This window comes from Bacillus cereus group sp. N14, from assembly GCF_016483555.1.
GTDB lineage: Bacteria > Bacillota > Bacilli > Bacillales > Bacillaceae_G > Bacillus_A > Bacillus_A wiedmannii.
On record NZ_JAEHBQ010000012.1, the window covers coordinates 113,394 to 136,617 of the forward strand.

Consider the following 23,224-nt stretch of genomic DNA (forward strand, 5'->3'; position numbering starts at 1 on the left):
TTTGTTTTTATGATTTCAATTCAACATTTACAAAAAAGTTTCGGAGATAATACCGTACTAAAGCATATAGATTTATCAGTTGAGAAGGGGGAGGTTGTTGTTATTATCGGGCCATCGGGATCTGGTAAAACGACATTCCTGCGTTGTCTCAACGTGTTAGAAACGCCGAACGCTGGTAATATTCGCATCGGTAATAAAGAGCTCGACTTCTCTCAAAAAGTATCGAAGAAAGATATTGTCAATCTTCGTACGCAAACAGGTATGGTATTCCAGCACCATAATCTATTTCCGCATTTAACAGCACTTCAAAATGTAATGGAAGGGCTCGTTACAGTGAAAAAGATGGGGAAAGAAGAAGCGAAGAAAAAAGCAAACTATTTCCTTGAAAAAGTTGGTCTTGCGGATAAAGTAGACTTATATCCGTTCCAATTATCAGGCGGACAACAACAGCGCGTTGGAATTGCTCGCGCGCTTGCGATGGAGCCGGAAGTATTACTATTTGATGAACCGACGTCAGCACTCGATCCTGAACTTGTTCAAGAAGTTCTGAAAGTCATGAAAGAACTTGCTAAAGAAGGCATGACGATGGTTATTGTAACGCACGAAATGCGTTTTGCGCATCAAATTGCGAACCGTGTTATTTTCATGGATGGCGGTGTCGTTGTCGAACAAGGTACACCAGAAGATGTATTTACAAATCCAAAAGAAGAACGCACGAAGAAGTTTTTACAAATGTTGCAGTAAATTAAGGAAGGTCTCAAGGCATATGCCTTGAGACCTTTTTGCCATATATATTTATTTTTGGAATCCGCCAAGGCTTTGCTCAGCCATTGCAACTAGACGTTTTGTAATTTCTCCACCAACAGAACCGTTAGCACGAGCCGTAGAATCTGCTCCTAATTGTACACCAAATTCTTGAGCGATTTCGTACTTCATTTGGTCGATTGCAGCTGTTGCTCCTGGTACTACTAATTGATTTGAAGAATTTTGGTTTGCCATAGGAATATATCCTCCTTAGAGTTATAAAAATTTTTTTTGGTTGGACTAGCTGGATTTGAACCAGATTATCGCCCCGTTTGGCGCTAATCCATCGGTAATTAAGTTTGTACTCATAGTATGGATGTTACCTAGAAAGATATACGAAATAATAATTTGTAAATTTTGTAAAAAAATCTTAGCGATTTCGTAAATTATGAAATAAGAGTAATCGTTGTATTTTTTAGAAAGAAGGCTAAACTAAGAGCGATATGAAATATGTTTTTCTTTTTGTATCCCGCTATTGTGGGGCAAATCATTAACTTCTTATTTATGACTTACTAAAATGAAATCGGTAGCAACTTTATAGTTCTATTTTAAGTAGGGGTGGGACAGGACGCTCCTATACACGGCTAGATGCTCTCTTCAATCTGCTTGTAAATGATAACGTATGGAGGAATCGTGATGGGAATTTGCCCGCTTTGCAACGCATTAGAATCACAAACATATTCTTGTCAAAATTGCCAAGGTATACTCCAAGATTATGGGAAAACTGTAGATTACATAGACGATTATAGTGCGTATATGGATCAAGAATTATTAAGTGCAGTAGATGGGTTAACACATAGTAATTCACAAGAGTACTGCAATCATGTTTTTTATTGCGGGATGTGTAATGTGGAAACAGAGGTTGTAGTGAAACTTGTGTAAATAGAAAACTTCCACCTTATGAATGAGGTGGAAGTTTTTGTTTTTGTATTTGTAAGTGAATCATAGGGGATGGGATATGTTCGGTGTTTGATGGAGTTCCGGATTTTATTTGAGACATTTTTTCTTTTGCATCGCGCAAAGAATGTTCAGTTAAGTAGATGGCATATTCGTAAAATAATTGGCGCGTCAGTTCACTTTGTTCTTTTAACTTTTCATCTTGGAATACAGTTCGCCCAGGTTTAGAGTTTGCTTCAAAGAGCCACGGGTTTTCCTGTGTGTCTAAACCGATATCAAAACCGATTTCTCCAATATTTCCGGTTACTTGTTCATCGAGCGCGTAACTGATTTGTAAGGCCGTATGTTTTAATTTATTTTCAATTTGAATTTGTTTCGTTGAATCTGGAAAAAGTTCTTGCAGTAATTTTGTATCGCCACCGCTATTTACATGCGTTGTTAAGCTACCTTTGCCAGCAATTTTTGCAACGATTGCACTGACCATCCATTGGCCGAAATGATTTTTATTTGTATGAATGCGAAAATCAACAGGTTGCCCATCGAAGCGAAGTAAGGAAATACCTTGTTGTACGATAAACTTTTTTAAATCATGTCCTTTTAACACATGGTTCAGAAGCGTTTCTAATGATTGGTACTTTCTTAGTTTATTTTCTTCATTTTCGCGATAACGACAGTAGTAGCAATTCTCTGTTTGAGAGTAAAATATTTGATGAATGTTTCTCCCGAAGCTACCGTGTATCGGTTTCATGTAAACAGATTTATACGTGCCAAGAAATCGTTCTACTTGTTCGAAATGTTGAAATGCTTCCGTGTTTGGTAATAAGGGAATAATGGATTCATCTTTCATAAGAAGTTGATGCACTTCCCATTTATTAAAAAATCCTGGATTAAACCATGGAATAGCATAGTCGTGCTCTAATTTTCTTTTTGCTCTTACGATCGGTTTATAATTTTCGGCCTTCCGATTTGGTAATCGATCATAAATGACATTCGGTAAAGGTACTTTTTTCTTAATCCACTGTTCCTCTTGAAAGAAATACCCTTCAATTGTTTCGTCTTCCCAGTTTATATGTTGCACACCAAAAACAAATACAAATGGTCGCAAGGTGAATGGCGGCGTTAGTAACTCGCTGAGAGAAGTTGAACGGTTTCCTAAAGGATTAGAAGAGTCATCGTTAAAACCAGTTGTGAAAATCCCGATTAATGGTCCGAAAATAATGGTTTCATTTTGCGTGAATGCATGGATAGTAGTGGAATGAGGAAGTAAAAGTTTCTCTGCAATTTGTTTTCCGATAATGATTTCGCGAGTAAAGGAATAATGAATTTTCACCTCTTCACTTGCAACATGGCGTACGCCGAAGGAAAGGGATGAAATTGGTGGTGTAATGGAAAAAATGTAAGGTAAAGTAATACTATTTGGATGCTCATCTGAAATGTTTAATGTATATATGTGCTCTTTCAAAATGGTGTTACCTCCTTTCATTATGGTGTGAAGCGACTAAACTTTAGTGGTCCGTGATATATTTTTTCGGCTAATGCATCACTATGACGAATGTAATGTTCGTACGGGGGGATCGTGTTGACATACATAAGCCAAATTGCCCCTTTTTGATCCATAATGGTGGAAAGCTCTAGCTCGAATAACGAAGAATAAGATTCGTCTAATGTTTGGAACAATTCATTTATAATGTCATGTAAAGCGTCCTGTAATAATTGTACACCTGTACTAGATAATACGTATTTAATTTTTGAAAATGAATGCAACGAGGAATCATCCGTTGCCGAAAGTAAAAGTTGATTCGGAAATGAGCTTTTTTGTATAAATTGGCCGATAGCATTCCACTTTTGTTCTTTATTTTTTTGCAAAATGGTTCGAATATGGAGCGGGTATGTTAATTGATTTGGTGGTTGCAGCATTGTATGGATGATGTAACGTGCTGATCGTATGTTAGATTTGTACCAAGATATAAATTCATCTGTCCGTTTGATTGGAGTAGAAGTATGATAGTCATCATTTATCGTATCGATATGAAACGTTTTGTTTTTATAAGTGATCCGGTACAGACTTTCATTGGAATGTGTGTTAGTAGGCCGTATAATAATATCTTTTGTTTTTAATAACAGTTTGAAAATGTTTTGTATCGTTGCTATTTCGAATTTTGGTATATAAGGAGATAATTTTTTATTCGTGAGAAATAAATCATGTAGTTCGCTCAAGTCAATGAGTGTGTTATTTAAAAAGGTAGTGGAAGCACGGTTGTGTAATGAATGAATAATTGATTTTGCTTTGTCGAAGTCTGTTTCCTCGTTAAAAGAAGAACGATCGTAAATATAAGAAGGAATAGGGAATATTTGCTCTTTCCATTTTCCTGTATCTGTATCATAAATCAGACCAGAGACAAGATCTGTTTTAGGATCAATACCAAATGGCGTAAACTGGGCAACGACATTATGATAAAACCGAGCGCGTTTAGCGATTTCGGTGTAATACATTTGCTCATAATGAGGGTGAGAAGTTAAAATACCGAGAACCAACGAAATCACTCCTTTACTAACAAAATGTTGGCATAATAGGCATAGCTATATATTGCAAATACGTTTTTATACCATTATACTTTTGTCCGTATGATGATATGCTATAGTTTTGGAGAAGCGAAAGGTTGATTGTAATGAATATATGGTTAAGTATGTTAACGACGACAGGGCTCGGAGCGATTATTGGAGGATTCACAAATCATTTAGCGATAAAAATGTTATTTCGTCCTCATCGCCCTATTTATATTGGAAAGTTTCAAGTTCCATTCACACCAGGGTTAATTCCGAAGCGCCGCGATGAACTTGCTGTTCAATTAGGGAAAATGGTTGTCGAACATTTGTTAACGCCAGAAGGAATCGGAAAGAAATTAACAAATGAAGAGTTTCAAAAAGGTTTAATTCAATGGACACAAGTAGAAGTGGATAAAGTAATTACGAATGAACAGTCGTTACGACATATGTTAGAAAAATGGAATTTAGTACATGTAGAAAAAGAGGCGACCGAGAAAATTGAGCATGTAATTACAGAAAAAATAGAGGCATTTTTAGCAGAGTATTATACATATACATGGGAACAGGCTTTACCTCATTCTGTTCATGAAAAAATAGAGAATACAATCCCAAATGTCTCGGCGTTTATTTTAAATCGAGGAATTCATTTTTTTGAAAGTGAAGAAGAGAAAGCACGTCTTTCAAAAATGATTGATGATTTCTTTGCTTCTAGGGGAACGCTACTTAACTTAGTCGGAATGTTTTTAGGGAATGTAAGTGTAGTGGATCGTGTGCAGCCAGAAGTTATTAAGTTTTTAGGGCAAGATGGCACAAAGCAACTTTTAACTGATGTACTGCAAAAAGAGTGGGAAAAGTTAAAAGGAAGAGATGTAAAAGAAGTAGAAACGTTTGTAGAAAAAGAAATAATTGTAAGCTCCATATTGTCAGCAGTTAAAGTTGAAGAAACAGTGAGTAAGTTTTTAAATCAATCTGTGCAGCAAGTATGTGAGCCAGTTCGAGAAACAATTATTGAAAAGGTAGTCCCAAGTGCAGTAACGAAAGGCTTGAAGTGGGGGACAGAAAACGTAGAAAGTATATTAAACAATCTACATCTTGCGGAAATTGTCCAGCAAGAAGTATCTACATTTTCAACAGAGAGACTAGAAGATTTAGTTCTATCCATTACCAAAAATGAATTAAAAATGATTACGTATTTAGGAGCACTATTAGGCGGGATGATTGGACTCGTGCAAGGGCTATTACTGTTGTTCCTTATGTAGTAAAGATAAGTACATAGAAATAAAAGTGAAATTTCTTCACATCTCTTGCATAGTTTGATATGGTAAGAAGAGGTGCGTATGTAAATGCACTTAAAAGGCAGTGTGAGCGAAAAGCGCTAGCCTTCTAAAGGAGGAAAAATAAAATGACAAAAAACATTCATGATGTTGCATATGAATTACAAAAAGCAATCGCTGAAAACGAAGATTTCCAAACATTAAAAGCAAGCTACGCAGCAGTACAAGGTGATGCAAATTCAAAGAACTTATTCGATGAGTTCCGCACAATGCAACTTGGCCTACAACAAAAAATGATGCAAGGTCAAGAAATCACTGAAGAAGATAACCAAAAAGCACAAGAAGTTGTAGCTCGTATTCAACAAGATGCTAAAATCACAAAGTTAATGGAAACTGAACAACGTTTAAACATCGTTATCACTGACGTTAACAAAATTATCATGAAGCCACTTGAAGATTTATATAACGCGCAACAACAAGCGTAATAGTGGAAGGCGCCCCTGTATAGGGGCGTCTTTTTTGTTTGTTATTTGTGGAAATACTCCGTCTTAATATTCTTTTCCTTCAAAAATGTTTCAATTTCTTTTTGCTTCCTACCATTAACTTTCTCAAATCGTTTTGTAAAAGAAAAATCAGTCTTAAATAAGTTACCATCTTGAGTGAGTTTGTCTAATTCTCGCTCTAGTTCTACTGAAAGTGCCGTAGATTCTGAAATAAAATCATGAATTTCCTTCGAAGGCTGTTTGTAATCATCAGGGATCGTATTGTTACTAATAAAATCATGGAAATTCGCATCATTTTGTTGCGCTAAATCTACTAGTTGTTTTAATTTCTCTCGGTCGGATTCGGTGACATTCTCGTCAGACATAGATGATGAAAGTGGAACGATGTTTTCGTCTAACTCTCCGCTATAATCTAAATAAGTTTTTATATTTTGTTTCATTTCGTCTTCGTTAATCGTTTCATTCTTTTTTGAGGAAGTGAATATCGTTTCTGGAATTTTTATTGTTACATCTTTAATAGATTGCACATCGTTTTCTTCCTTAGGTTGCGCACTGTTGGAACAAGCTGGTAGCAATAAAATTGTAAGTAACATGAGTAGATATAAAGTATACTTCTTCATTTTAATCTCCTTTTATATTCATTATTATCTCTGTAAAATAGCTATATTCCATTTCAAATACTTTACTAAAGTTGCGTATAGATGTTTTACCATTTGGTAAGATATGACGGATATGAGTAAACCGCTGCAAAAAGCGATGAACACATTGTAAACATCGGAATAACTGATTTGATGAAACCCTGTAAAAAATCCTAATCCTATTAATAAAATAGGTGAGATGATTAATAGTGGAGTAGCAATGATAAGTGCTAGAAGAATCGGTAATAAAAAGAGTAGTACGAAAAAGGCGATAATGATAAAGGTAAAGTTTAAAACACTTAAACTCATAACAGAAAATAGTGCGGTTATTATATTTTTAAAGCTTCGTTTATTGTCAGCGTTATGTATTGCATAGGAAACAGTAAGCTCTTTCGCGATTGTTTTAGGGTTTCCTAGTTTTCTAGCAATTTCTTCTTCACATTTCCCATCTTGTTTACCACTGATAAAATGAGTTTCGTACTCTGAGATAATATCCTCCTTTTCTGAATTAGGCATATTCTGCAGGGAAGAAATAAGCTGTTCTAAAAATTCATTTTTGTTCATAACAATCACTTTCCTTTATAAAATGATGAATTACAAAGCACATTCCAATTGCTGGGTATTCCAATATTTACAAATATATCATTTAGTAGTGTTCTTTGCAAGGTACTGTTATCTTTTTAATACTGTGACAAGATGGAAGTTTTTTTTACATTTTTAGAGAAGTTATAAAAATATTATTTTAGGATAAATAAAGGATTGTAAGCGTATTCCTTATTATTTGTCAAAATAATGTCAAATTCATATTGTTGGAAAAATAATGCATTTGTAATATAATGATAAACAATACTTCACCACGTTAATTAACTAGGTGAAATTAAAAATCTTTATTACACACATTATGAAATAAAGGGTGATTAGTTTGAGTACAGGTGTAAAAGCAAACGACGTGAAGACAAAAACAAAAGGAGCAGATCTTGTTGTTGATTGTTTAATTAAACAAGGTGTTACACATGTTTTCGGTATTCCAGGGGCGAAGATTGACTCTGTATTTGATGTACTGCAAGAAAGAGGACCAGAGTTAATTGTTTGTCGTCATGAACAAAACGCAGCATTTATGGCAGCTGCGATTGGTAGATTAACAGGGAAACCGGGCGTATGTCTTGTAACTTCAGGACCAGGGACATCGAATTTAGCGACAGGTCTTGTTACTGCGAATGCGGAGAGTGATCCCGTTGTTGCTTTAGCTGGTGCAGTTCCACGTACGGATCGATTAAAACGTACGCATCAATCTATGGATAATGCTGCACTATTCGAACCAATCACAAAATATAGCGTAGAAGTAGAGCATCCTGATAATGTACCAGAAGCATTAAGTAATGCATTCCGAAGTGCGACTTCCACAAATCCAGGAGCTACTTTAGTAAGTCTTCCGCAAGACGTTATGACAGCGGAAACGACTGTAGAGTCTATCGGTGCGCTTTCTAAGCCACAGCTTGGAATCGCTCCTACACATGAAATTACATATGTAGTAGAAAAAATAAAATCGGCGAAATTACCAGTTATTTTACTCGGTATGAGAGCGAGCACAAATGAAGTGACGAAAGCCGTTCGTGAATTAATTGCGGATACAGAACTTCCTGTCGTTGAAACATATCAAGCAGCTGGTGCAATTTCGCGTGAGTTAGAAGATCATTTCTTCGGCCGTGTTGGCTTATTCCGTAACCAACCAGGTGATATTTTACTAGAAGAAGCAGACCTTGTTATTTCGATCGGTTATGACCCAATTGAGTATGATCCGAAATTCTGGAATAAACTTGGAGACAGAACGATTATCCATCTTGATGACCATCAAGCAGATATCGACCATGATTACCAACCAGAGCGCGAATTAATTGGTGATATTGCTTTAACAGTAAATAGCATCGCGGAGAAATTACCGAAACTTGTATTAAGTACGAAATCAGAAGCAGTGTTAGAACGATTACGCGCGAAATTATCAGAGCAAGCAGAAGTTCCAAACCGTGCTTCAGAAGGTGTTACGCATCCGCTTCAAGTGATTCGTACACTTCGTTCTTTAATTAGTGACGATACAACTGTTACATGTGACATCGGTTCACATTCTATTTGGATGGCAAGATGTTTCCGTTCTTATGAACCACGTAGATTATTATTTAGTAACGGTATGCAAACGTTAGGTGTTGCACTTCCTTGGGCAATTGCCGCTACTTTAGTTGAACCGGGCAAGAAAGTTGTTTCCGTGTCAGGTGATGGTGGTTTCTTATTCTCTTCGATGGAATTAGAAACAGCAGTACGTTTAAATTCTCCGATCGTACATCTTGTATGGAGAGACGGTACGTATGATATGGTTGCGTTCCAACAAATGATGAAATACGGTAGAACATCAGCTACAGAGTTTGGCGATGTTGATCTTGTGAAATATGCGGAAAGTTTCGGGGCGTTAGGTCTTCGTGTCAATACACCAGACGAATTAGAAGTTGTATTGAGAGAAGCGTTAGAAGCAGACGGCCCTGTCATTATTGATATTCCAATCGATTACCGTGACAACATTAAATTAAGCGAAAAATTATTACCAAACCAATTAAACTAATGGAGGCATGGTTGAGATGACTGTTGCGCAATTAATTGATATTGATGCAAAAAGAACGAAAACGAATAACGAAGTATATCAAACATCTACAATGCTTGCGCTATTAGATGGTATATATGATGGTGTGATTAGTTTTGAGGAACTAAAAGAACGTGGTGATTTCGGCATCGGCACATTTGATCAACTAGATGGTGAAATGATTGCATTCGATAATGAATTTTATCATTTACGTTCAGACGGTTCAGCAGAAAAAGTAGAACCAGAAGAAACAACGCCATTTGCGACTGTAACGTTTTTTGAAAAAGAAATGAGTTATACAGTAGAGCATCCAATGAATCGTGAAGAAGTGGAAGCTTTATTACATGAATTAATGCCGAGTAAAAACTTATTTTACGGTATTCGAATGGATGGTACGTTCCGTGAAGTAAGAACGAGAACTGTTCCAAGACAAGAAAAACCGTATACACCGCTCGTTGAAGTGACGAAATCACAGCCAATCTTCTCATTTAAAAATACAGAAGGTACGCTAGCTGGATTTTGGACACCAGATTACGCGCAAGGTATTGGTGTAGCTGGTTTCCACTTACATTACATTGACGATGCAAGAAGCGGAGGCGGACATGTTTTCGATTATGTTGTAGAAAACTGTACAATCCAAATTTGTCAAAAAGCTCATATGCATTTAGCACTTCCAGAAACAGCTGATTTTATGGCGGCTGAATTATCTAGAGAAAACTTAGAGGATAATATTGCGACTGCGGAAGGCGCGGAGTAAAAAGGAGAGACTGTTCCATTATGGAACAGTCTTCTTTTATTTATAATGTCATTATTTGTCGGTAAGTCGATATTCCTTGTCGAATCGTTGATATATTTTGAGTTATGGTAGATATATTTGAAAAATCGTTGATATCGTTATTTTTTTGAAACAAACGGATTCCCCTCGTAATAAAAACGCCACGGATAATGTACAGCTTCTTCTGCATAGTCGATGTTAATACGAGGTCCTGCTGTTATTTTATATTGTGATGATATGTGTTCTTCTTCTTCTGGGACGAGTTCAATATGCAATGTGTCACTTTGTAAGGATACGCCTCGTTCTTCTAACGTAATTCCGAGGGCACGGCATAGTTTGCCAGGGCCATTCGTTAAATTTTTATACTGCGCTTTTGTAATGTCGGTTTTGTTGTAGCGCGCTAGTTTTATTTCTTCTATTCCATCTACCGGTTCAAGGGCTCGAATGAGAACGCCTTGTGGGGTGCCAACTGGCGCTGTAATGACGTTAAAACAATGATACATACCGTAAATTAAATATACGTAAGCATGTCCCGGTGCGCCAAACATGACTTCTGTGCGGTCCGTTCGTCTGCCGCCGTAACTATGTGCGGCTTTATCATCGGGACCTTTGTATGCTTCTACTTCTACAATGATTCCGCTTCGTTTTACCCCGTCTACAATATGTACAAGTTTTTGTCCGAGTAATTTCTTTGCGATTTCTAACGTATCGCCTTCATAAAAGGAAGGTGGTGCTTGCATTGTACTATCTCCTTTACTGAGTGTATATGTATATAGTAAACCAAATTTTCAGTAGTAATTCTAACTCGTTCTATTTGCTACATTTATTTCATAAATTATGGATAGAGTACAACAGCGAAGAGGGGGAGTGCGACATGATTTATCGCTTACTAGCTCTTAATATAGATGGGACACTACTATATAACAACGGAAAAATTGCAAAAGGATTACGAGAAACAATTGAATTTGTGAAAAGAAAAGATGTATACGTTACATTGTTTACGAGCCGTAATTTTCAGTCCGCTCATAAAGTTGCAAAGGCGTTGAAATTAGATTCTATCTTAGTGACACACGGTGGTGCTTTCATTTCAGCAACGTTAGATAAGCCGTACGTTCAAAGAAGATTATCGGAAGAGAAGACGTTTAACATTGTGCAGGTGTTAGAGCACTTCGATTGTAACGTCCGCATTTCTCATGAACGGTTTTCAATCGGAAATCGTGAGAGAAATACACCAAACTTAATTGCGCGTACTGTATTATCAAGCGCAGATCCGTTATTTTATCCAGTTCAGTTTGTAGACTCGTTAGGTGATGCGCTCCGTGATCATCCAGTAGCGGCACCAAAAATTGATGTTATTTTCCAAAGTAAAGGTGAAAAAGAACGAGGGCTAAATACATTACGAAAAGCATTCCAAGATATAGAGTATATTGATTGTGATTCAAAACGAATAGAAATTTTGCCGCAAAATGTATCAAAATTACGTGGATTACAATTGCTTGGAGAGCATTTAAATATTTCGCTAAACGAAATGGTTGCGATTGGGGATAGTTTAGAAGATCTAGAAGTAATTGAAAATGTAGGGCTCGGGGTAGCGATGGGGAACTCGCCTGTAGAGTTAAAACAAGCAGCAGACTGGATTACACGTTCAAATAGTGAGAACGGTGTAGAGTATATGATTAAAGAACATTTCCGCAAGCAATTCCCGCTTCCGTTTTTGAAAAATCATAAAAATACACCGAAATGATAAAAGAAAAACGTAGCTTTTTGCTACGTTTTTTTATTGGTTCTATTTTAGAAATAAAAGCGCTCTATAAAGGTGAATTGTGTCTGAAGTCTATACAATTCACTTGAATCATTTAGAAAATTGTTGTAAAGTGGGTGATGTTGCCAAAATAGTTACACCACATGAAATATTCTCCAAATTAATTTTATTGAGCTCCATATGCAAAAATATTTCCGCATGATAGTTTCGTTCACGTATTATCTCAAAAATGAATTGTAGTAATTTTATTGATCAGTTGTAGAGTTTCTTGTTTTTATTTAAATGGATGATTTTAAGTTATTGTGAGTAAGCCTTGGTACATATGAAAGGTGCTTTTTTGTTTGGTTTTAGGAAGTTTAAAAGGGGGAATGAATTTTTTGACGAAATCATATAATCAAAAAATAAAAAAATTAAGTAGTAGTTTTATAGTCGTGTTATTAGTATGTATGAATTTTTTAATCCATTTACCAAATAAAGCAGAGGCAGCTACAACAGAATTAAAAGGTTTAGGTGATGTATCTTATTACAACGCCGTCATTTTTGGAGATCATAGTGCAACGAGTGCGGATATTGAGGGTGCGATGGCCGTTCAAAAAAATATGAATGCATCAAGTTATACAGTCTTAGCGGCTGCAACAGGAGCGCATAACTTAGCTGGAGCAACATGGGTAGAGGAAGGGTATCCATCATTATTACTAGGCGGTCAATTCACGAAAGCGGGAACAGGACAAGTGATTATCCAAGATGGAACAGTGGCAATGACAAAAGATGGTGACCCAGAAGACGCAATGAAATCATCATATGACCGTATTTCTTATAAAGAGCAAGCGGAGATTGATGCTAAATTTAAAGAGTTTAGAAAAGACGTTGATAGCGTAATTGAGGATGCGGGCCAATTACATACTGATAAACCAAAATCGGGTATGACCTTTGGGATCGGTGAAGATGTAAATAATCCTAATATTTACGTTTCTTCAGGACAAAATGGAAAGAAAACATTTGATGTAAAAGACGTTTTTCTTCCGAATGTAGACAATAAAGATTTTATTGTTATTTATTCAGATGCGGAAACAGTTAATTTTGCTAGTGGTGCAATTTTGTATGATACAAAAAACACTGGGATGGCAACAGACTTAATTAATACATCTCAAGCATACGACCCTAATTCATCTTTTACTGAGTTAGCTAGTAAAGTCATTTGGGTATTCCCTAATGCTAAAAAGATAACAACTAAAGGCTATGGTGTAGTAGGGAGTGTATTTGCGCCTAATGCAGTTGTAGAGACAAAGGGTGGCTCTATTAACGGACAAGCCTTTGTTGGTGGATTACACCAAAGAGATGGATTTGAGGTTCATAATTTTAAATTTAACTGGCCAAAGTGGAATAAGCCGGCTGCTGAAAAAGGAAATTTACAAATTAAAAAAGTTGATGAAAACGATGAAAACATTGTTTTAAAAGATGCGAAATTTGATGTTATAGACAAAGATAATAATGTTGTGGCTACTGTTACAACAAACGAAAAGGGTATTGCGGAAGTTAAAGATTTACCATTTGGTGATTATTTTGTAAAAGAAATTAGTGCACCAGAAGGATATATAAAAGTTGATACACCAGTAAAAGTAACAATTGATAATACAAACATAATTGAATTTGTTATGAAGAATACGAAAAAAGTAGAGAATGGTCAATTTAAATTATTGAAAAAAGATAGTGAATCTGGTCAACTTTTACCAGGTGCAAAATTTGATGTTATAGATAAAGATGGGAACGTTATCGAAACAATTATTACAGATGGTAAAGGTGAAGCTTTATCAAAACAACTTCCAGTTGGAACATATACATTAAAAGAAGTTGAAGCACCAAAAGGTTACGAACTAACATCTAGTTTAGTTCATGTTGATGTAGCTGCTAATAAAACAGTGACTGTAGATGTGTTGAATAAAAAAATTGTTGAAAAAGCTACAGGTCAATTTGAAATCGTAAAAGTGGATGCAGAAGATAAAGCGAAAGTATTATCAGATGCAGAATTTGAAGTGTACAAAGATGGTAAAAAAGTAGAGACGTTAAGAACAGATAAAACAGGTAAAGTAACCTCTAAGAAATTAGAGCCAGGAACATACACATTAAAAGAAACGAAAGCACCACAAGGATATACATTATTAAAAGAAGAAATTGAAGTCGTTGTGGAAGCAAACCAAGTAGTACAAGTACAAGTAGAAAACGCAAAAGAACTAGGAAGCTTACAAGTAATCAAAAAGGATGCAGAGAGTGGAAAAGTTCTAGAAGGTGCAGAATTTAAGCTGAAGAATGAAACTGGTCAAGTAGTTGGAGAGGCGAAAACAACGAATAAAGACGGCATTGTGAAATTCGAAAACTTAGTGCCAGGTAAGTATACGTTAGAAGAAACGAAAGCGCCAGAAGGCTACAAAGCGATAGAAGTTACAGTAGAAGTAAACGTTGTAGCAAATGAAGTAGCGAAACGAGAAGTATTGAATGAAAAAGTGAAAGAAGAAATTACAGGTCAATTAGAAATTACAAAAGTAGATGCTAATGATACAGGTAAAACATTAGCTGGCGCAGTGTTTGAAATTTGGAAAGATGGAACAAAAATAGACACATTAACAACAAATAAGAATGGTAAAGCAATTTCTAAGAAGTTAGAACTTGGAGATTACATTTTAAAAGAAGTTCATGCACCAGAAGGATATAAATTATCTGATAAGGAAATTAAATTTAAGATTTCTAATGAAAAAGTAGAAGTTAAAAATCTTGAAATTACAAATGAAAAAGAACAAGAAAAAGGTCCAGAAAAACCAGGCGAAGAAACAGAAAAACCAGGCGAAGAAACAGAAAAGCCAGGCGAAGAAACAGAAAAACCAGGCGAAGAAATAGAAAAACCAGGTGAAGAAACAGGAACACCAGGTGAAGAAACAGAAAAACCAGGCGAAGAAACAGAAAAGCCGGGCGAAGAGACAGAAAAACCAGGCGAAGAAACAGAGAAGCCGGGTGAAGAAGTAGGAAAGCCTAACTTACCAGAAAAAGAGCAAGGCAGTTCCAATGATCAAAAACTTCCAGCTACAGGGCATAATACAAATTACCTTCCATTTATAGGTGTAATTCTTGTGTTATTAGGAATGCGTTTAAGATTTATGACTAAAAATAGCTAATAGATTTATAAAAGGCAGAAGAGAAATGTCATCTCTTCTGCCTTTAAGTTTTTAAATAGAAGAAATAAGGTAAAACCTTCTGTATTGACCTGCAAACGCCCTTCAAGTAAACTAAAGAGAGTTTGCAAATGAAAAGGTGATAATGTTGTTAATTTCAATTAAAACGCTACAAGATGATCGTTTTTTACGTCCGCTGCAAAATATTGGCGGCTTATTTTTTGAAGATAGTACGATTGGATTTGAACAAGAGGAAGCAAATCTTATTGTTGATATACACATTGAAGAGAATGTGAAAGCATCTGCTCGTTTAACAGATGTTGCTACTGGAAATGTGTATGAAGAAACATTCGCAAAAGATTTATCTGCTTTCACGGATGAAAAAGAGCGTATGAAGCAAGTGAAGCACGTTGTTTCTTATGTATATCTTTCTGTTCTTCAGCAGTTAACTGGTCTTGAACAAAGTTGGGGCATTTTAACAGGAGTTCGTCCGACGAAACTTCTTCATAAAATGCTTCAAAGTGGTATGTCAAAAGAAGAAGCACACCAAGAACTTCGTGAAAGCTATTTAATTCATGAAGAGAAAATTGAACTTCTTCAGCGTATTGTGGATTGCCAATTAGCGGTAGTTCCGGATTTATACCGTTTGAAAGAGGAAGTAAGTATTTATATCGGTATTCCATTCTGCCCAACAAAATGTGCATATTGTACATTCCCGGCGTATGCAATTAACGGACGCCAAGGCTCTGTTGATTCATTCTTAGGTGGTTTACATTATGAAGTTCGTGAAATTGGTAAGTTTTTAAAAGAAAAAGGTGTAACAGTTACGACGATTTATTACGGCGGCGGTACACCGACAAGTATTACAGCAGAAGAGATGGATATGCTGTATGAAGAAATGTATGAAGCGTTCCCAGATGTGAAAAATGTGCGTGAAGTAACAGTTGAGGCAGGTCGCCCCGATACAATTACGCCAGCTAAGCTAGAAGTGTTAAATAAATGGAATATTGACCGTATTAGTATTAATCCGCAGTCATACCATCAAGAGACATTAAAAGCAATTGGGCGTCATCATACTGTAGAAGAAACAATTGAGAAGTATCACTTAGCTCGTGAAATGGGAATGAACAATATTAATATGGACTTAATTATTGGTCTTCCTGGCGAAGGGCTAGATATCTTCAAGCACACGTTAGATGAAACAGAAAAGTTAATGCCAGAATCGTTAACAGTTCATACGTTATCATTCAAACGTGCTTCTGAAATGACGCAAAACAAACGTAAATATAAAGTAGCTGGTCGCGAAGAAATTACAGCGATGATGCACGAAGCAGAAGAGTGGACGCAAAAGCATAATTACGTACCATATTACCTATATCGTCAAAAGAATATTTTAGGTAACTTAGAGAACGTTGGTTATGCAATGCCGACACAAGAAAGTATTTATAACATTGTTATTATGGAAGAAGTTCAATCGATTATCGGACTTGGCTGTGGTGCATCAAGTAAATTTGTTCATCCAAAGACAGGCGCAATTACGCACTTCGCAAATCCGAAAGATCCAAAATCATATAACGATGGCTTCGTAAAATATACAGAAGACAAACTGAAAATTTTAGAAGAGCTATTCGTATAAGAAGAAAGAGGTTGTTCCGAGTTGGAATAGCCTCTTTTTTATTTTGTCAGTTTTTGTCGGTAAGTTGATATATTCGAAAAATCGCTGATATAAATTGAGTTGCGGTCGATATATTTTAAAAATCGCTGATATATTTCAAGTTGTGGTCGATATATTCGGAAAACCGCCGATATAATTTCACTTACCGCTAAGCGGCACTGATTGTAAAACTATGTCGATAATAATCAGAAAAATTAGTCAAATCATTAGAGGACAATGTCTACTTATGGACGAAATGATAGATTTATGAAAGAGAAAAGGGGGAAATTGTTGGCATGTACATGACGATAGGGAGAATATTTGATTTAGCGGTTGGTAAGTATCCGAATAAAGAGGCGTTAGTAGAGCCGGAAAAAAATATTCGCTGGACATATAAACAGTGGGATGAGCAAATAAATAAAACGGCGCAAGCTCTGTTGAAAGAAGGGGTAAGAAAGGGAGATACTGTATCTGTTTACTTATATAATTGCCGTGAGTTTGTAAACGTTTACTTAGCTTGTGCGAAAATTGGGGCGATCTTTAACCCGATTAACTTCCGTTTAAAAGCAAAAGAATTATCGTATATCCTTCAAGATGCAGCCTCGAAAGTAGTAGTCTTTGAAAAAGCGGTTGAACCAACTGTTGCTATCATTGAACGAGATTTTCCAAATTCGTCTTTTTGGTATGTAGAAGACGATACACCTTCCTATGCTAGTTCTTACCATGAAAAAGTTAATGCGGCATCTTCTGACAAAGTAGATATCGAAATTGATGAAATGGATTATTGTTCTATGTTATATACGAGCGGTACGACAGGCCATCCGAAAGGCGTATTGCATCGTCATCGTGAAATGACTGAGCATAGTATGATTTGTACGTATTTCTTAAAATATAATAGAGATAGTGCCGGACTTGTTGTAGCACCTTTATATCATTGCGGTGAGTTAAATGCTGGAATCATTCCGCGCATTCAAGTTGGCGGAAAGAATGTTATTTTGCATCATTTTGATACGGATAGAGTATTACATACGATTCAAGAAGAGAAGATTACGACGTTTTTTGCAGCACCGACGATGTGGAATATGTTACTGCAAAAAGATTTAACACAGTACGATTTAACATCGATGAAGATTGGTATATATGGCGGAGCGGCGATGGCGCCAGCATTAGTGAAGGAATGTAAAGAACGTCTTTATATTGATCTTGTACAAATTTACGGAATGACAGAAATGGGACCAGTTGTTGCATTTCTCGTAGAAGAAGATCAAATTACGAAAGCAGGTTCAGCGGGAACACCGTGCTTTAGTCATGAAATTCGCATTGTAAAACCAAGCGATGATGCACCAGCAGAGCCAGATGATGTATTGCCTCCTTATGAAGTTGGGGAGATTATTTTGCGCGGCCCAACTATGATGGCTGGTTATCATAACCGAGAAGAAGCAAATGCCAAATCGATGTATAAAGGATGGTATCACTCTGGTGATTTAGGTTACTTCGATAAAGATGGCTATTTATTCGTCGCAGATCGTGTGGATGATATGGTAATTAGCGGAGGCGTTAATATTTATCCACGTGAGATTGAAGATTTCCTTCATAGTCATCCTGGTGTATTAGATGTTGCGGTGCTTGGTGAGCCAGATGAATTATGGGGAGAACGTGTTGTGGCCGTCGTTGTAAAGAAAGATGAAAATATTTCAGAAGCTGATTTAGAAACGTATTGTAAAGAAAGTGATGAATTAGCAGATTATAAACGTCCGCGTCATTATTTATTTGTGGATGAACTTCCTCGTAATGCGAGTGGAAAATTACAAAAATTTGTCCTGAGAGAGTCGTTGAAAGGCGCAAAACAATAGAAACCGATTTATACAAATAAGATTATCTTTCTTAATAAGGAAATAGTGTATATGTAAAAAGCGGAGAGTATGTATCTCCGCTTTTTATTATTTTTGTAAGCATCAAGTGTACATATTAATTAGTTAAAGTTATAGCGGTACAAAAATACGTTTAAATCTTCTTCCTTTGGTCCAAAATTAACTGCTTTTTCTTGTATGCGCTGGAAGTTTTGTCTGTCATAAAATTCATAGTTGCATTCATTATCTGTATATAAATATAAAGATGTTACATCTTCTTTTTTCATGTATTGGAATAAATGACTTAGTAAAGACTTCCCAACTCCAAGACCTCTCGATTCTTCGGATACGATAAATAATTGTATACAGCCTTGAAATTGATCTTCTTTTCCTTGAATGAGTTCTTTATAGGTTTTTTGTACTTGTATAAATGCTTTTAAAAATTCTCTATTCTCTTTATTCGTTATGAATAGCTTTAGCGTGTTAATGGCAAAGCTAACAGTGTTATGGAAGCTCTTTAAACGGTTTTTATCTTTTTCAGAATCGCCTAAAATGACACCGATCACTTTATTATCTTTTTCAGCTACTTTACTGAAGGAACTTTCTAAAATACAACTGTGTAGATAAAAGTTTAATATTGAGTTTAAAAATTTTTTATCGGCAATGAATTTGTTAAACCCAAATGCTTCACCAATTAAATGTTTTATAGGCTCATAGTCTTCTTTAACAAGATTTCTATAGTTTACTGTGTTCATAATTGTATACTCCCTTTATCAATGTAAATGACTTATTATAAATAGTAAGGTCTCCTCTTAGGGGAGAGTCAATAGTTGCATACGAAAAAAATATAAGGGAAGAGATGCAAATGAAAAAATTATTTTCTATTGGAGAAGTTGCAAAAATAAAGGATATTACGATAAAAGCGCTAAGATACTATCATAAGATGGGGATTCTTATTCCAAAACATGTTGATGAATCAACGGGGTATAGATATTATTCTATAGATCAATTTATTCACATTGATATTATAAAAAGCTGTAGAGAGTTGAACACCAGCATAGTAGAGCTCCAAGAGATTTTTAAGGAATGTAATACGGATAAATTGCTACGATTTTTACAATTGAAGAGAGAAGAAGCGGAAGAGCATATAAAGAAAATGAAAGAGGTAATGGAAACGATTGATGACTTACATGCGAAAGTAGTGAGTTCACAGGAAATATTAAAGAATGATGAAATATCTATTGAATTTTTTGAACAGCGTTATGTCGTTGTTGCGCCTTGTAAAGAAGTAGGGAGTTTACAGGAGTTACTGTATTATTCCGATTTAGAGAAAATCGTGCAAGATTATGAAGAGAAGATGGAAATGGAGATGGGGATTCTCTACAACGTAAATGCAAATTGGGATGTAGAACCGAAGTATGTTTTTAATAAAGTACGAGATGATGTACATATGGAAGAAATACAAAATATAAAAGTATTACCGAGCGGAAAATATATAACGTTAGCGTATAGTAAAGAAAATGAGGAAGAACGTCGAAATACCATAATTAAATACATAAAAGAAAATAATATAGAAGTAGAGAGTTTTATTGAAGTGGAGTTAGTTAGTGATATTTTTAATGCGGAGACGTATAGTTGTCAAATTCAAATTTTGATAGGGGATAGTGAGAATAAGAAGTTTTGATGCTATAAATTTAGGGGGACGATCCAAAAAGTCTAATTATTAATAAGAGAGACCATCCCTAAAAAATGGGACGGCCTCCTTAAATCGTATTACTTACGTGAAAATCCTTCTTCATCAAGGTATTCCGCAGCTTCTGGATAAGAGTTGAATGTACCGTCTAAGTTTACACCAGCGTACACGTTCCACATATCATCCTCTTGAATAAGAGTTAGGATGTGACCGTCTTCGTTCTTCCATTCTTCTTCTGCAGCAGGTTCCATTGGTGTAACAATTTCTTCTGGCTCCTGTGATAGACGTTCAATTACTTTTTCAATTAATGAACGCAGTTCTTCTTCTGAAAACTCACGGATGTTAATCATGCCTTTATCATCTGTTTTATAACCTTTAATGAAGTTTGCATATACAAAGCCGTTTCCATTTGGATGTAAGTGATAAACAACGTTCTTTTTATCTAAACGACTTTCTTCAAAGTGAAAGTTCACGCGTTTTAATGATACGTTTTTTCTTTCTAATTCAGGGAAAGATTCAATAATCGATAATTTTTCTTCAAAAGTTAGCATAGTGCCTCCAAATATATAATAAAAGATTTAATTTGTTCATTATAACATAGTTATAATAGTTTCCAAAGGTAAGGAGAGGCTTATAATTGAATGCGTTTACGTCACGATACTGTAAAAAGTGGGCTAACGAATATATTCTTTTAGGTGTACAATGGAACGTGGACTTAATCCCGCATTAACGGGCAGTAAGATTCCCACCTTAAATTTCGACGAATGCGAGGAAGTTAGGTGGGAGATCAACTGCCCGTAAAAGCCCGATTGGTTCAACTAATAATCAGTGGGGGAGGAACACACCCACTGATTAAAGTTTCACTTTATATGAAGGTGGTTATTATATGTTTCAAAAAATAGCAAAGGAATGTTTAGCGGGTTTTACTGTTGCGATTGTTGCGTTGCCACTTGCCATTGCATTTGGTATTGCTGCAACAGGAACGTCTGAGGGAGCACTAGTCGGATTGTATGGTGCGATTTTTGCAGGTTTATTTGCGGCTTTATTTGGCGGGACACCGGGGCAGGTTACCGGGCCAACTGGACCGATTACGGTAATTGCGACAGGGGTAATTGCGACGCACGGGTTAGAGGCGAGTTTTATAGCCTTTATGATGGCGGGACTGTTTCAAATTTTATTCGGTGTATGTAAGCTTGGCTCTTACGTGCGATATATTCCGTATCCTGTCGTTTCAGGATTTATGAACGGTATCGCATTAATTATTATTTTAGGTGAAATAAAGCATGTGCAAAATAGTTTTCTACTCGTAGTATTAACGATTATTGTAATGATTTTTTCTGGAAAATGGATTAAAGCCATTCCATCTAGTTTAGTTGCATTAGTTGGTGTGACGGCTTTGCTTCCTTTATTTTCTTCTGCGTTAGAAGGGCTTACAGTGAAGTTGCCGATTATCGGAAACTTATCATTAAATAAGATGATTGAGAAGATTGGGACGATTCCAGAAGCGATGCCGACGCTTCATATTCCATCTTTAAGTGGAACAGGCATCGCAGAACTTATTTTACCAGCGCTTAGTATTGCTTTATTAGGATCGATTGACTCGTTGTTAACATCGGTCGTAATGGATAATGTGACGGGTACACGTCATAAAAGTAATAAAGAACTGGTCGGACAAGGTATCGGTAATATGATGAGCGGGTTGTTTGGCGGATTAGCAGGGGCAGGGGCGACTGTACGATCTATCGTTAATATAAGAAGCGGTGGTAAAACAGCGCTTTCGGCATGTATGCATAGTGTTATATTATTTATTTTCATTATGGGACTTGGATCGGTCGTACAATACATTCCGCTTGCTGTATTATCAGGTATTTTAATTTTAACTGGTATTGGCATGTTTGATTGGGAAAGCATGAAGAAAATGCATGTAGCACCAAAAGGTGATGTCATTGTTATGTTTGTAACGATGGTTGTCACAGTGAAGTTTGATTTAATGATCGCTGTTGCATTCGGTATTATTCTTTCGTTCATGATATACATGGTGAAATGTAAAGAACGTAAAGCTTCTATTGTAAAAGAAAAGGAAGCGACGTATAAAATTAAAGGTCCACTTTCTTTCCTAACAGTGGATCGTGTTTTTCATACTTTACAAGACGTAAAGTCTCCAGTTGTTTTACGTATGAAAGATGTGCGCTATATGGATGTATCAGGAGCGATGGCATTGTTAAACTTTGTTGAGCAATCGGATAAAGTAGGTGCGAGTGTGACGCTAGAACAAGTGCCTGCTCATATTGAAAATACGTTAGTAACGATGGCGAGTAATGAGCAGAAAGATAAATTACAGTTTGTAAAAGCTGAGGCTATATAAAAAAACACCCTCGTATGAGAGTGTTTTTTTATTGTATTCAACATCTTTATATCACAATGTTTTGTGGTCATTGAAGTTTGTTAATCTTAGCATTATAGTAACATTCTAGATTAGGAACGTGATATTATAAAAATGTATATGAATTTTGAGAATTCCTTTTTTCAGAAGGAAAAGCTTTAAGCTGGAGGGAATAATTGATGTACAAACAGTTACCACACGGAGTGAAAATTGGGATTGTACGCTCAATTGTTGTTTCTTTTGAGAAGTATATGAAAGATATTGAATGGAACGAAGAAAAGTTTGATATGTAACAATTTGTTGAACAGTGGAAACAGTATTTATACACAAAATCAACTTGGATCAATAAAGTAGATGATGAGTTGAAAGGACATCCAGATTTCCATCAAGCATTAGCAATGAAAGTAAATGGAAAAATTAAAGAATGTATGAATGAAAAACCGAGCGAAGAGCAAGTAGAGCAATTAAAGAGAAATAAAGTGAAGCATGTAGATGACATGTGCAAATTAGAAGCTGAATATTATATTGAACGTTTATTAGTAACGAAATAAATTTTACATAAAGAAAAATCCTGTCCAAAGAGGTGTGATGACCATCTTTTTGAACAGAATTTTTGTATGAAGAATGAGAGAGGCTACTTCCAAAGCAGCC

Annotated in this window: 20 protein-coding genes and 1 pseudogene; 13 read left to right on the forward strand and 8 right to left on the reverse strand. The window is 35.9% G+C overall.

All coding sequences use genetic code 11. From position 1 onward, the window contains the following. The first annotated feature begins 9 nt into the window (after positions 1-9). A complete protein-coding gene (locus tag JDS82_RS18045) occupies positions 10-744 on the forward strand; it encodes an amino acid ABC transporter ATP-binding protein (protein ID WP_000623593.1) in 735 nt (244 codons plus the stop codon). Between the two features lie 51 nt (positions 745-795). On the opposite strand, the gene sasP is transcribed toward JDS82_RS18045, so the two are convergent. Continuing rightward, positions 796-999 (reverse strand): small acid-soluble spore protein, SasP family, encoded by a 204-nt coding sequence (gene sasP / locus JDS82_RS18050; RefSeq protein WP_000013339.1) that lies wholly within the window; start codon positions 997-999, stop codon positions 796-798. Positions 1,000-1,440: 441 nt separating this feature from the next. On the opposite strand from sasP, the gene JDS82_RS18055 reads away from it, so the two are divergent. Continuing rightward, the gene (locus tag JDS82_RS18055) at positions 1,441-1,686 is read left to right on the forward strand and encodes a hypothetical protein (RefSeq protein WP_000510463.1); all 246 of its coding nucleotides are present in this window, start codon (positions 1,441-1,443) and stop codon (positions 1,684-1,686) included. A 16-nt stretch (positions 1,687-1,702) separates the two neighbouring features. Here the strand turns inward: JDS82_RS18055 and JDS82_RS18060 are convergent, their stop codons facing one another. After that, on the reverse strand, positions 1,703-3,163 hold the full coding sequence (locus JDS82_RS18060; RefSeq protein ID WP_199713669.1) for a YheC/YheD family endospore coat-associated protein: 1,461 nt from the start codon (positions 3,161-3,163) through the stop codon (positions 1,703-1,705). Positions 3,164-3,183: 20 nt separating this feature from the next. Then, positions 3,184-4,236 (reverse strand): YheC/YheD family protein, encoded by a 1,053-nt coding sequence (locus JDS82_RS18065; protein ID WP_199713670.1) that lies wholly within the window; start codon positions 4,234-4,236, stop codon positions 3,184-3,186. A 134-nt stretch (positions 4,237-4,370) separates the two neighbouring features. On the opposite strand from JDS82_RS18065, the gene JDS82_RS18070 reads away from it, so the two are divergent. Beyond that, positions 4,371-5,507, forward strand: coding sequence for a DUF445 domain-containing protein (locus JDS82_RS18070; protein WP_199713671.1), 1,137 nt, complete (start codon positions 4,371-4,373; stop codon positions 5,505-5,507). A gap of 143 nt (positions 5,508-5,650) precedes the next feature. After that, the gene (locus JDS82_RS18075) at positions 5,651-6,007 is read left to right on the forward strand and encodes a YlbF/YmcA family competence regulator (RefSeq protein ID WP_048562441.1); all 357 of its coding nucleotides are present in this window, start codon (positions 5,651-5,653) and stop codon (positions 6,005-6,007) included. 41 nt (positions 6,008-6,048) lie between these two features. Here JDS82_RS18075 and JDS82_RS18080 read toward each other — a convergent pair whose 3' ends face one another. Next, positions 6,049-6,645 (reverse strand): NDxxF motif lipoprotein, encoded by a 597-nt coding sequence (locus JDS82_RS18080; protein ID WP_199713672.1) that lies wholly within the window; start codon positions 6,643-6,645, stop codon positions 6,049-6,051. A gap of 24 nt (positions 6,646-6,669) precedes the next feature. Then, a complete protein-coding gene (locus JDS82_RS18085) occupies positions 6,670-7,227 on the reverse strand; it encodes an HAAS signaling domain-containing protein (protein WP_088321232.1) in 558 nt (185 codons plus the stop codon). A gap of 358 nt (positions 7,228-7,585) precedes the next feature. Here JDS82_RS18085 and alsS point away from each other — a divergent pair, with 358 nt between their 5' ends. Continuing rightward, positions 7,586-9,274 (forward strand): acetolactate synthase AlsS, encoded by a 1,689-nt coding sequence (alsS, locus tag JDS82_RS18090; RefSeq protein WP_199713673.1) that lies wholly within the window; start codon positions 7,586-7,588, stop codon positions 9,272-9,274. A 16-nt stretch (positions 9,275-9,290) separates the two neighbouring features. After that, positions 9,291-10,049 carry an alpha-acetolactate decarboxylase gene (gene alsD / locus JDS82_RS18095; protein WP_076535788.1) on the forward strand — a complete coding sequence of 253 codons (759 nt, stop codon included), beginning with the start codon at positions 9,291-9,293 and terminating at the stop codon, positions 10,047-10,049. Between the two features lie 137 nt (positions 10,050-10,186). On the opposite strand, the gene JDS82_RS18100 is transcribed toward alsD, so the two are convergent. Then, positions 10,187-10,807, reverse strand: a complete 621-nt coding sequence (locus tag JDS82_RS18100; protein WP_001148770.1) for a DNA-3-methyladenine glycosylase — start codon at positions 10,805-10,807, stop codon at positions 10,187-10,189. Between the two features lie 134 nt (positions 10,808-10,941). Between JDS82_RS18100 and JDS82_RS18105 the strand changes: the two genes are divergently transcribed. The 4 genes from JDS82_RS18105 (at position 10,942) to JDS82_RS18120 (ending at position 18,500) form a co-directional block, all read left to right on the forward strand. Then, the gene (locus JDS82_RS18105) at positions 10,942-11,811 is read left to right on the forward strand and encodes a Cof-type HAD-IIB family hydrolase (protein ID WP_199713674.1); all 870 of its coding nucleotides are present in this window, start codon (positions 10,942-10,944) and stop codon (positions 11,809-11,811) included. 395 nt (positions 11,812-12,206) lie between these two features. Next, positions 12,207-14,996 carry a SpaA isopeptide-forming pilin-related protein gene (locus tag JDS82_RS18110; protein WP_199713675.1) on the forward strand — a complete coding sequence of 930 codons (2,790 nt, stop codon included), beginning with the start codon at positions 12,207-12,209 and terminating at the stop codon, positions 14,994-14,996. A gap of 142 nt (positions 14,997-15,138) precedes the next feature. Then, positions 15,139-16,629, forward strand: a complete 1,491-nt coding sequence (locus JDS82_RS18115) for a coproporphyrinogen III oxidase (RefSeq protein ID WP_002007015.1) — start codon at positions 15,139-15,141, stop codon at positions 16,627-16,629. Positions 16,630-16,943: 314 nt separating this feature from the next. After that, a complete protein-coding gene (locus JDS82_RS18120; protein ID WP_064056154.1) occupies positions 16,944-18,500 on the forward strand; it encodes a fatty acid--CoA ligase in 1,557 nt (518 codons plus the stop codon). A gap of 119 nt (positions 18,501-18,619) precedes the next feature. Here JDS82_RS18120 and JDS82_RS18125 read toward each other — a convergent pair whose 3' ends face one another. Further along, positions 18,620-19,252, reverse strand: a complete 633-nt coding sequence (locus tag JDS82_RS18125) for a GNAT family N-acetyltransferase (protein ID WP_199713676.1) — start codon at positions 19,250-19,252, stop codon at positions 18,620-18,622. Positions 19,253-19,362: 110 nt separating this feature from the next. On the opposite strand from JDS82_RS18125, the gene JDS82_RS18130 reads away from it, so the two are divergent. After that, positions 19,363-20,181, forward strand: a complete 819-nt coding sequence (locus tag JDS82_RS18130) for a MerR family transcriptional regulator (RefSeq protein ID WP_000732823.1) — start codon at positions 19,363-19,365, stop codon at positions 20,179-20,181. 89 nt (positions 20,182-20,270) lie between these two features. Here JDS82_RS18130 and JDS82_RS18135 read toward each other — a convergent pair whose 3' ends face one another. After that, positions 20,271-20,741: a hypothetical protein gene (locus JDS82_RS18135; RefSeq protein ID WP_000955002.1), complete on the reverse strand. Its 471-nt coding sequence runs from the start codon at positions 20,739-20,741 to the stop codon at positions 20,271-20,273. Positions 20,742-21,076: 335 nt separating this feature from the next. On the opposite strand from JDS82_RS18135, the gene JDS82_RS18140 reads away from it, so the two are divergent. Then, positions 21,077-22,555: a SulP family inorganic anion transporter gene (locus tag JDS82_RS18140; protein WP_199713677.1), complete on the forward strand. Its 1,479-nt coding sequence runs from the start codon at positions 21,077-21,079 to the stop codon at positions 22,553-22,555. A gap of 197 nt (positions 22,556-22,752) precedes the next feature. Further along, positions 22,753-23,124 (forward strand): annotated as a pseudogene (locus JDS82_RS18145) (hypothetical protein). Positions 23,125-23,224 lie beyond the last annotated feature (100 nt).

Excerpts from the sequence above, each read along its gene's own strand:
- JDS82_RS18045 (WP_000623593.1), top strand. The coding sequence starts at position 10 with ATGATTTCAATTCAACATTTACAAAAAAGTTTCGGAGATAATACCGTA.
- sasP (WP_000013339.1), bottom strand. The coding sequence starts at position 999 with ATGGCAAACCAAAATTCTTCAAATCAATTAGTAGTACCAGGAGCAACA.
- JDS82_RS18055 (WP_000510463.1), top strand. The coding sequence starts at position 1,441 with ATGGGAATTTGCCCGCTTTGCAACGCATTAGAATCACAAACATATTCT.
- JDS82_RS18070 (WP_199713671.1), top strand. The coding sequence starts at position 4,371 with ATGAATATATGGTTAAGTATGTTAACGACGACAGGGCTCGGAGCGATT.
- JDS82_RS18075 (WP_048562441.1), top strand. The coding sequence starts at position 5,651 with ATGACAAAAAACATTCATGATGTTGCATATGAATTACAAAAAGCAATC.
- JDS82_RS18080 (WP_199713672.1), bottom strand. The coding sequence starts at position 6,645 with ATGAAGAAGTATACTTTATATCTACTCATGTTACTTACAATTTTATTG.
- JDS82_RS18085 (WP_088321232.1), bottom strand. The coding sequence starts at position 7,227 with ATGAACAAAAATGAATTTTTAGAACAGCTTATTTCTTCCCTGCAGAAT.
- alsD (WP_076535788.1), top strand. The coding sequence starts at position 9,291 with ATGACTGTTGCGCAATTAATTGATATTGATGCAAAAAGAACGAAAACG.
- JDS82_RS18100 (WP_001148770.1), bottom strand. The coding sequence starts at position 10,807 with ATGCAAGCACCACCTTCCTTTTATGAAGGCGATACGTTAGAAATCGCA.
- JDS82_RS18105 (WP_199713674.1), top strand. The coding sequence starts at position 10,942 with ATGATTTATCGCTTACTAGCTCTTAATATAGATGGGACACTACTATAT.
- JDS82_RS18115 (WP_002007015.1), top strand. The coding sequence starts at position 15,139 with ATGTTGTTAATTTCAATTAAAACGCTACAAGATGATCGTTTTTTACGT.
- JDS82_RS18120 (WP_064056154.1), top strand. The coding sequence starts at position 16,944 with ATGTACATGACGATAGGGAGAATATTTGATTTAGCGGTTGGTAAGTAT.
- JDS82_RS18125 (WP_199713676.1), bottom strand. The coding sequence starts at position 19,252 with ATGAACACAGTAAACTATAGAAATCTTGTTAAAGAAGACTATGAGCCT.
- JDS82_RS18130 (WP_000732823.1), top strand. The coding sequence starts at position 19,363 with ATGAAAAAATTATTTTCTATTGGAGAAGTTGCAAAAATAAAGGATATT.
- JDS82_RS18135 (WP_000955002.1), bottom strand. The coding sequence starts at position 20,741 with ATGCTAACTTTTGAAGAAAAATTATCGATTATTGAATCTTTCCCTGAA.
- JDS82_RS18140 (WP_199713677.1), top strand. The coding sequence starts at position 21,077 with ATGTTTCAAAAAATAGCAAAGGAATGTTTAGCGGGTTTTACTGTTGCG.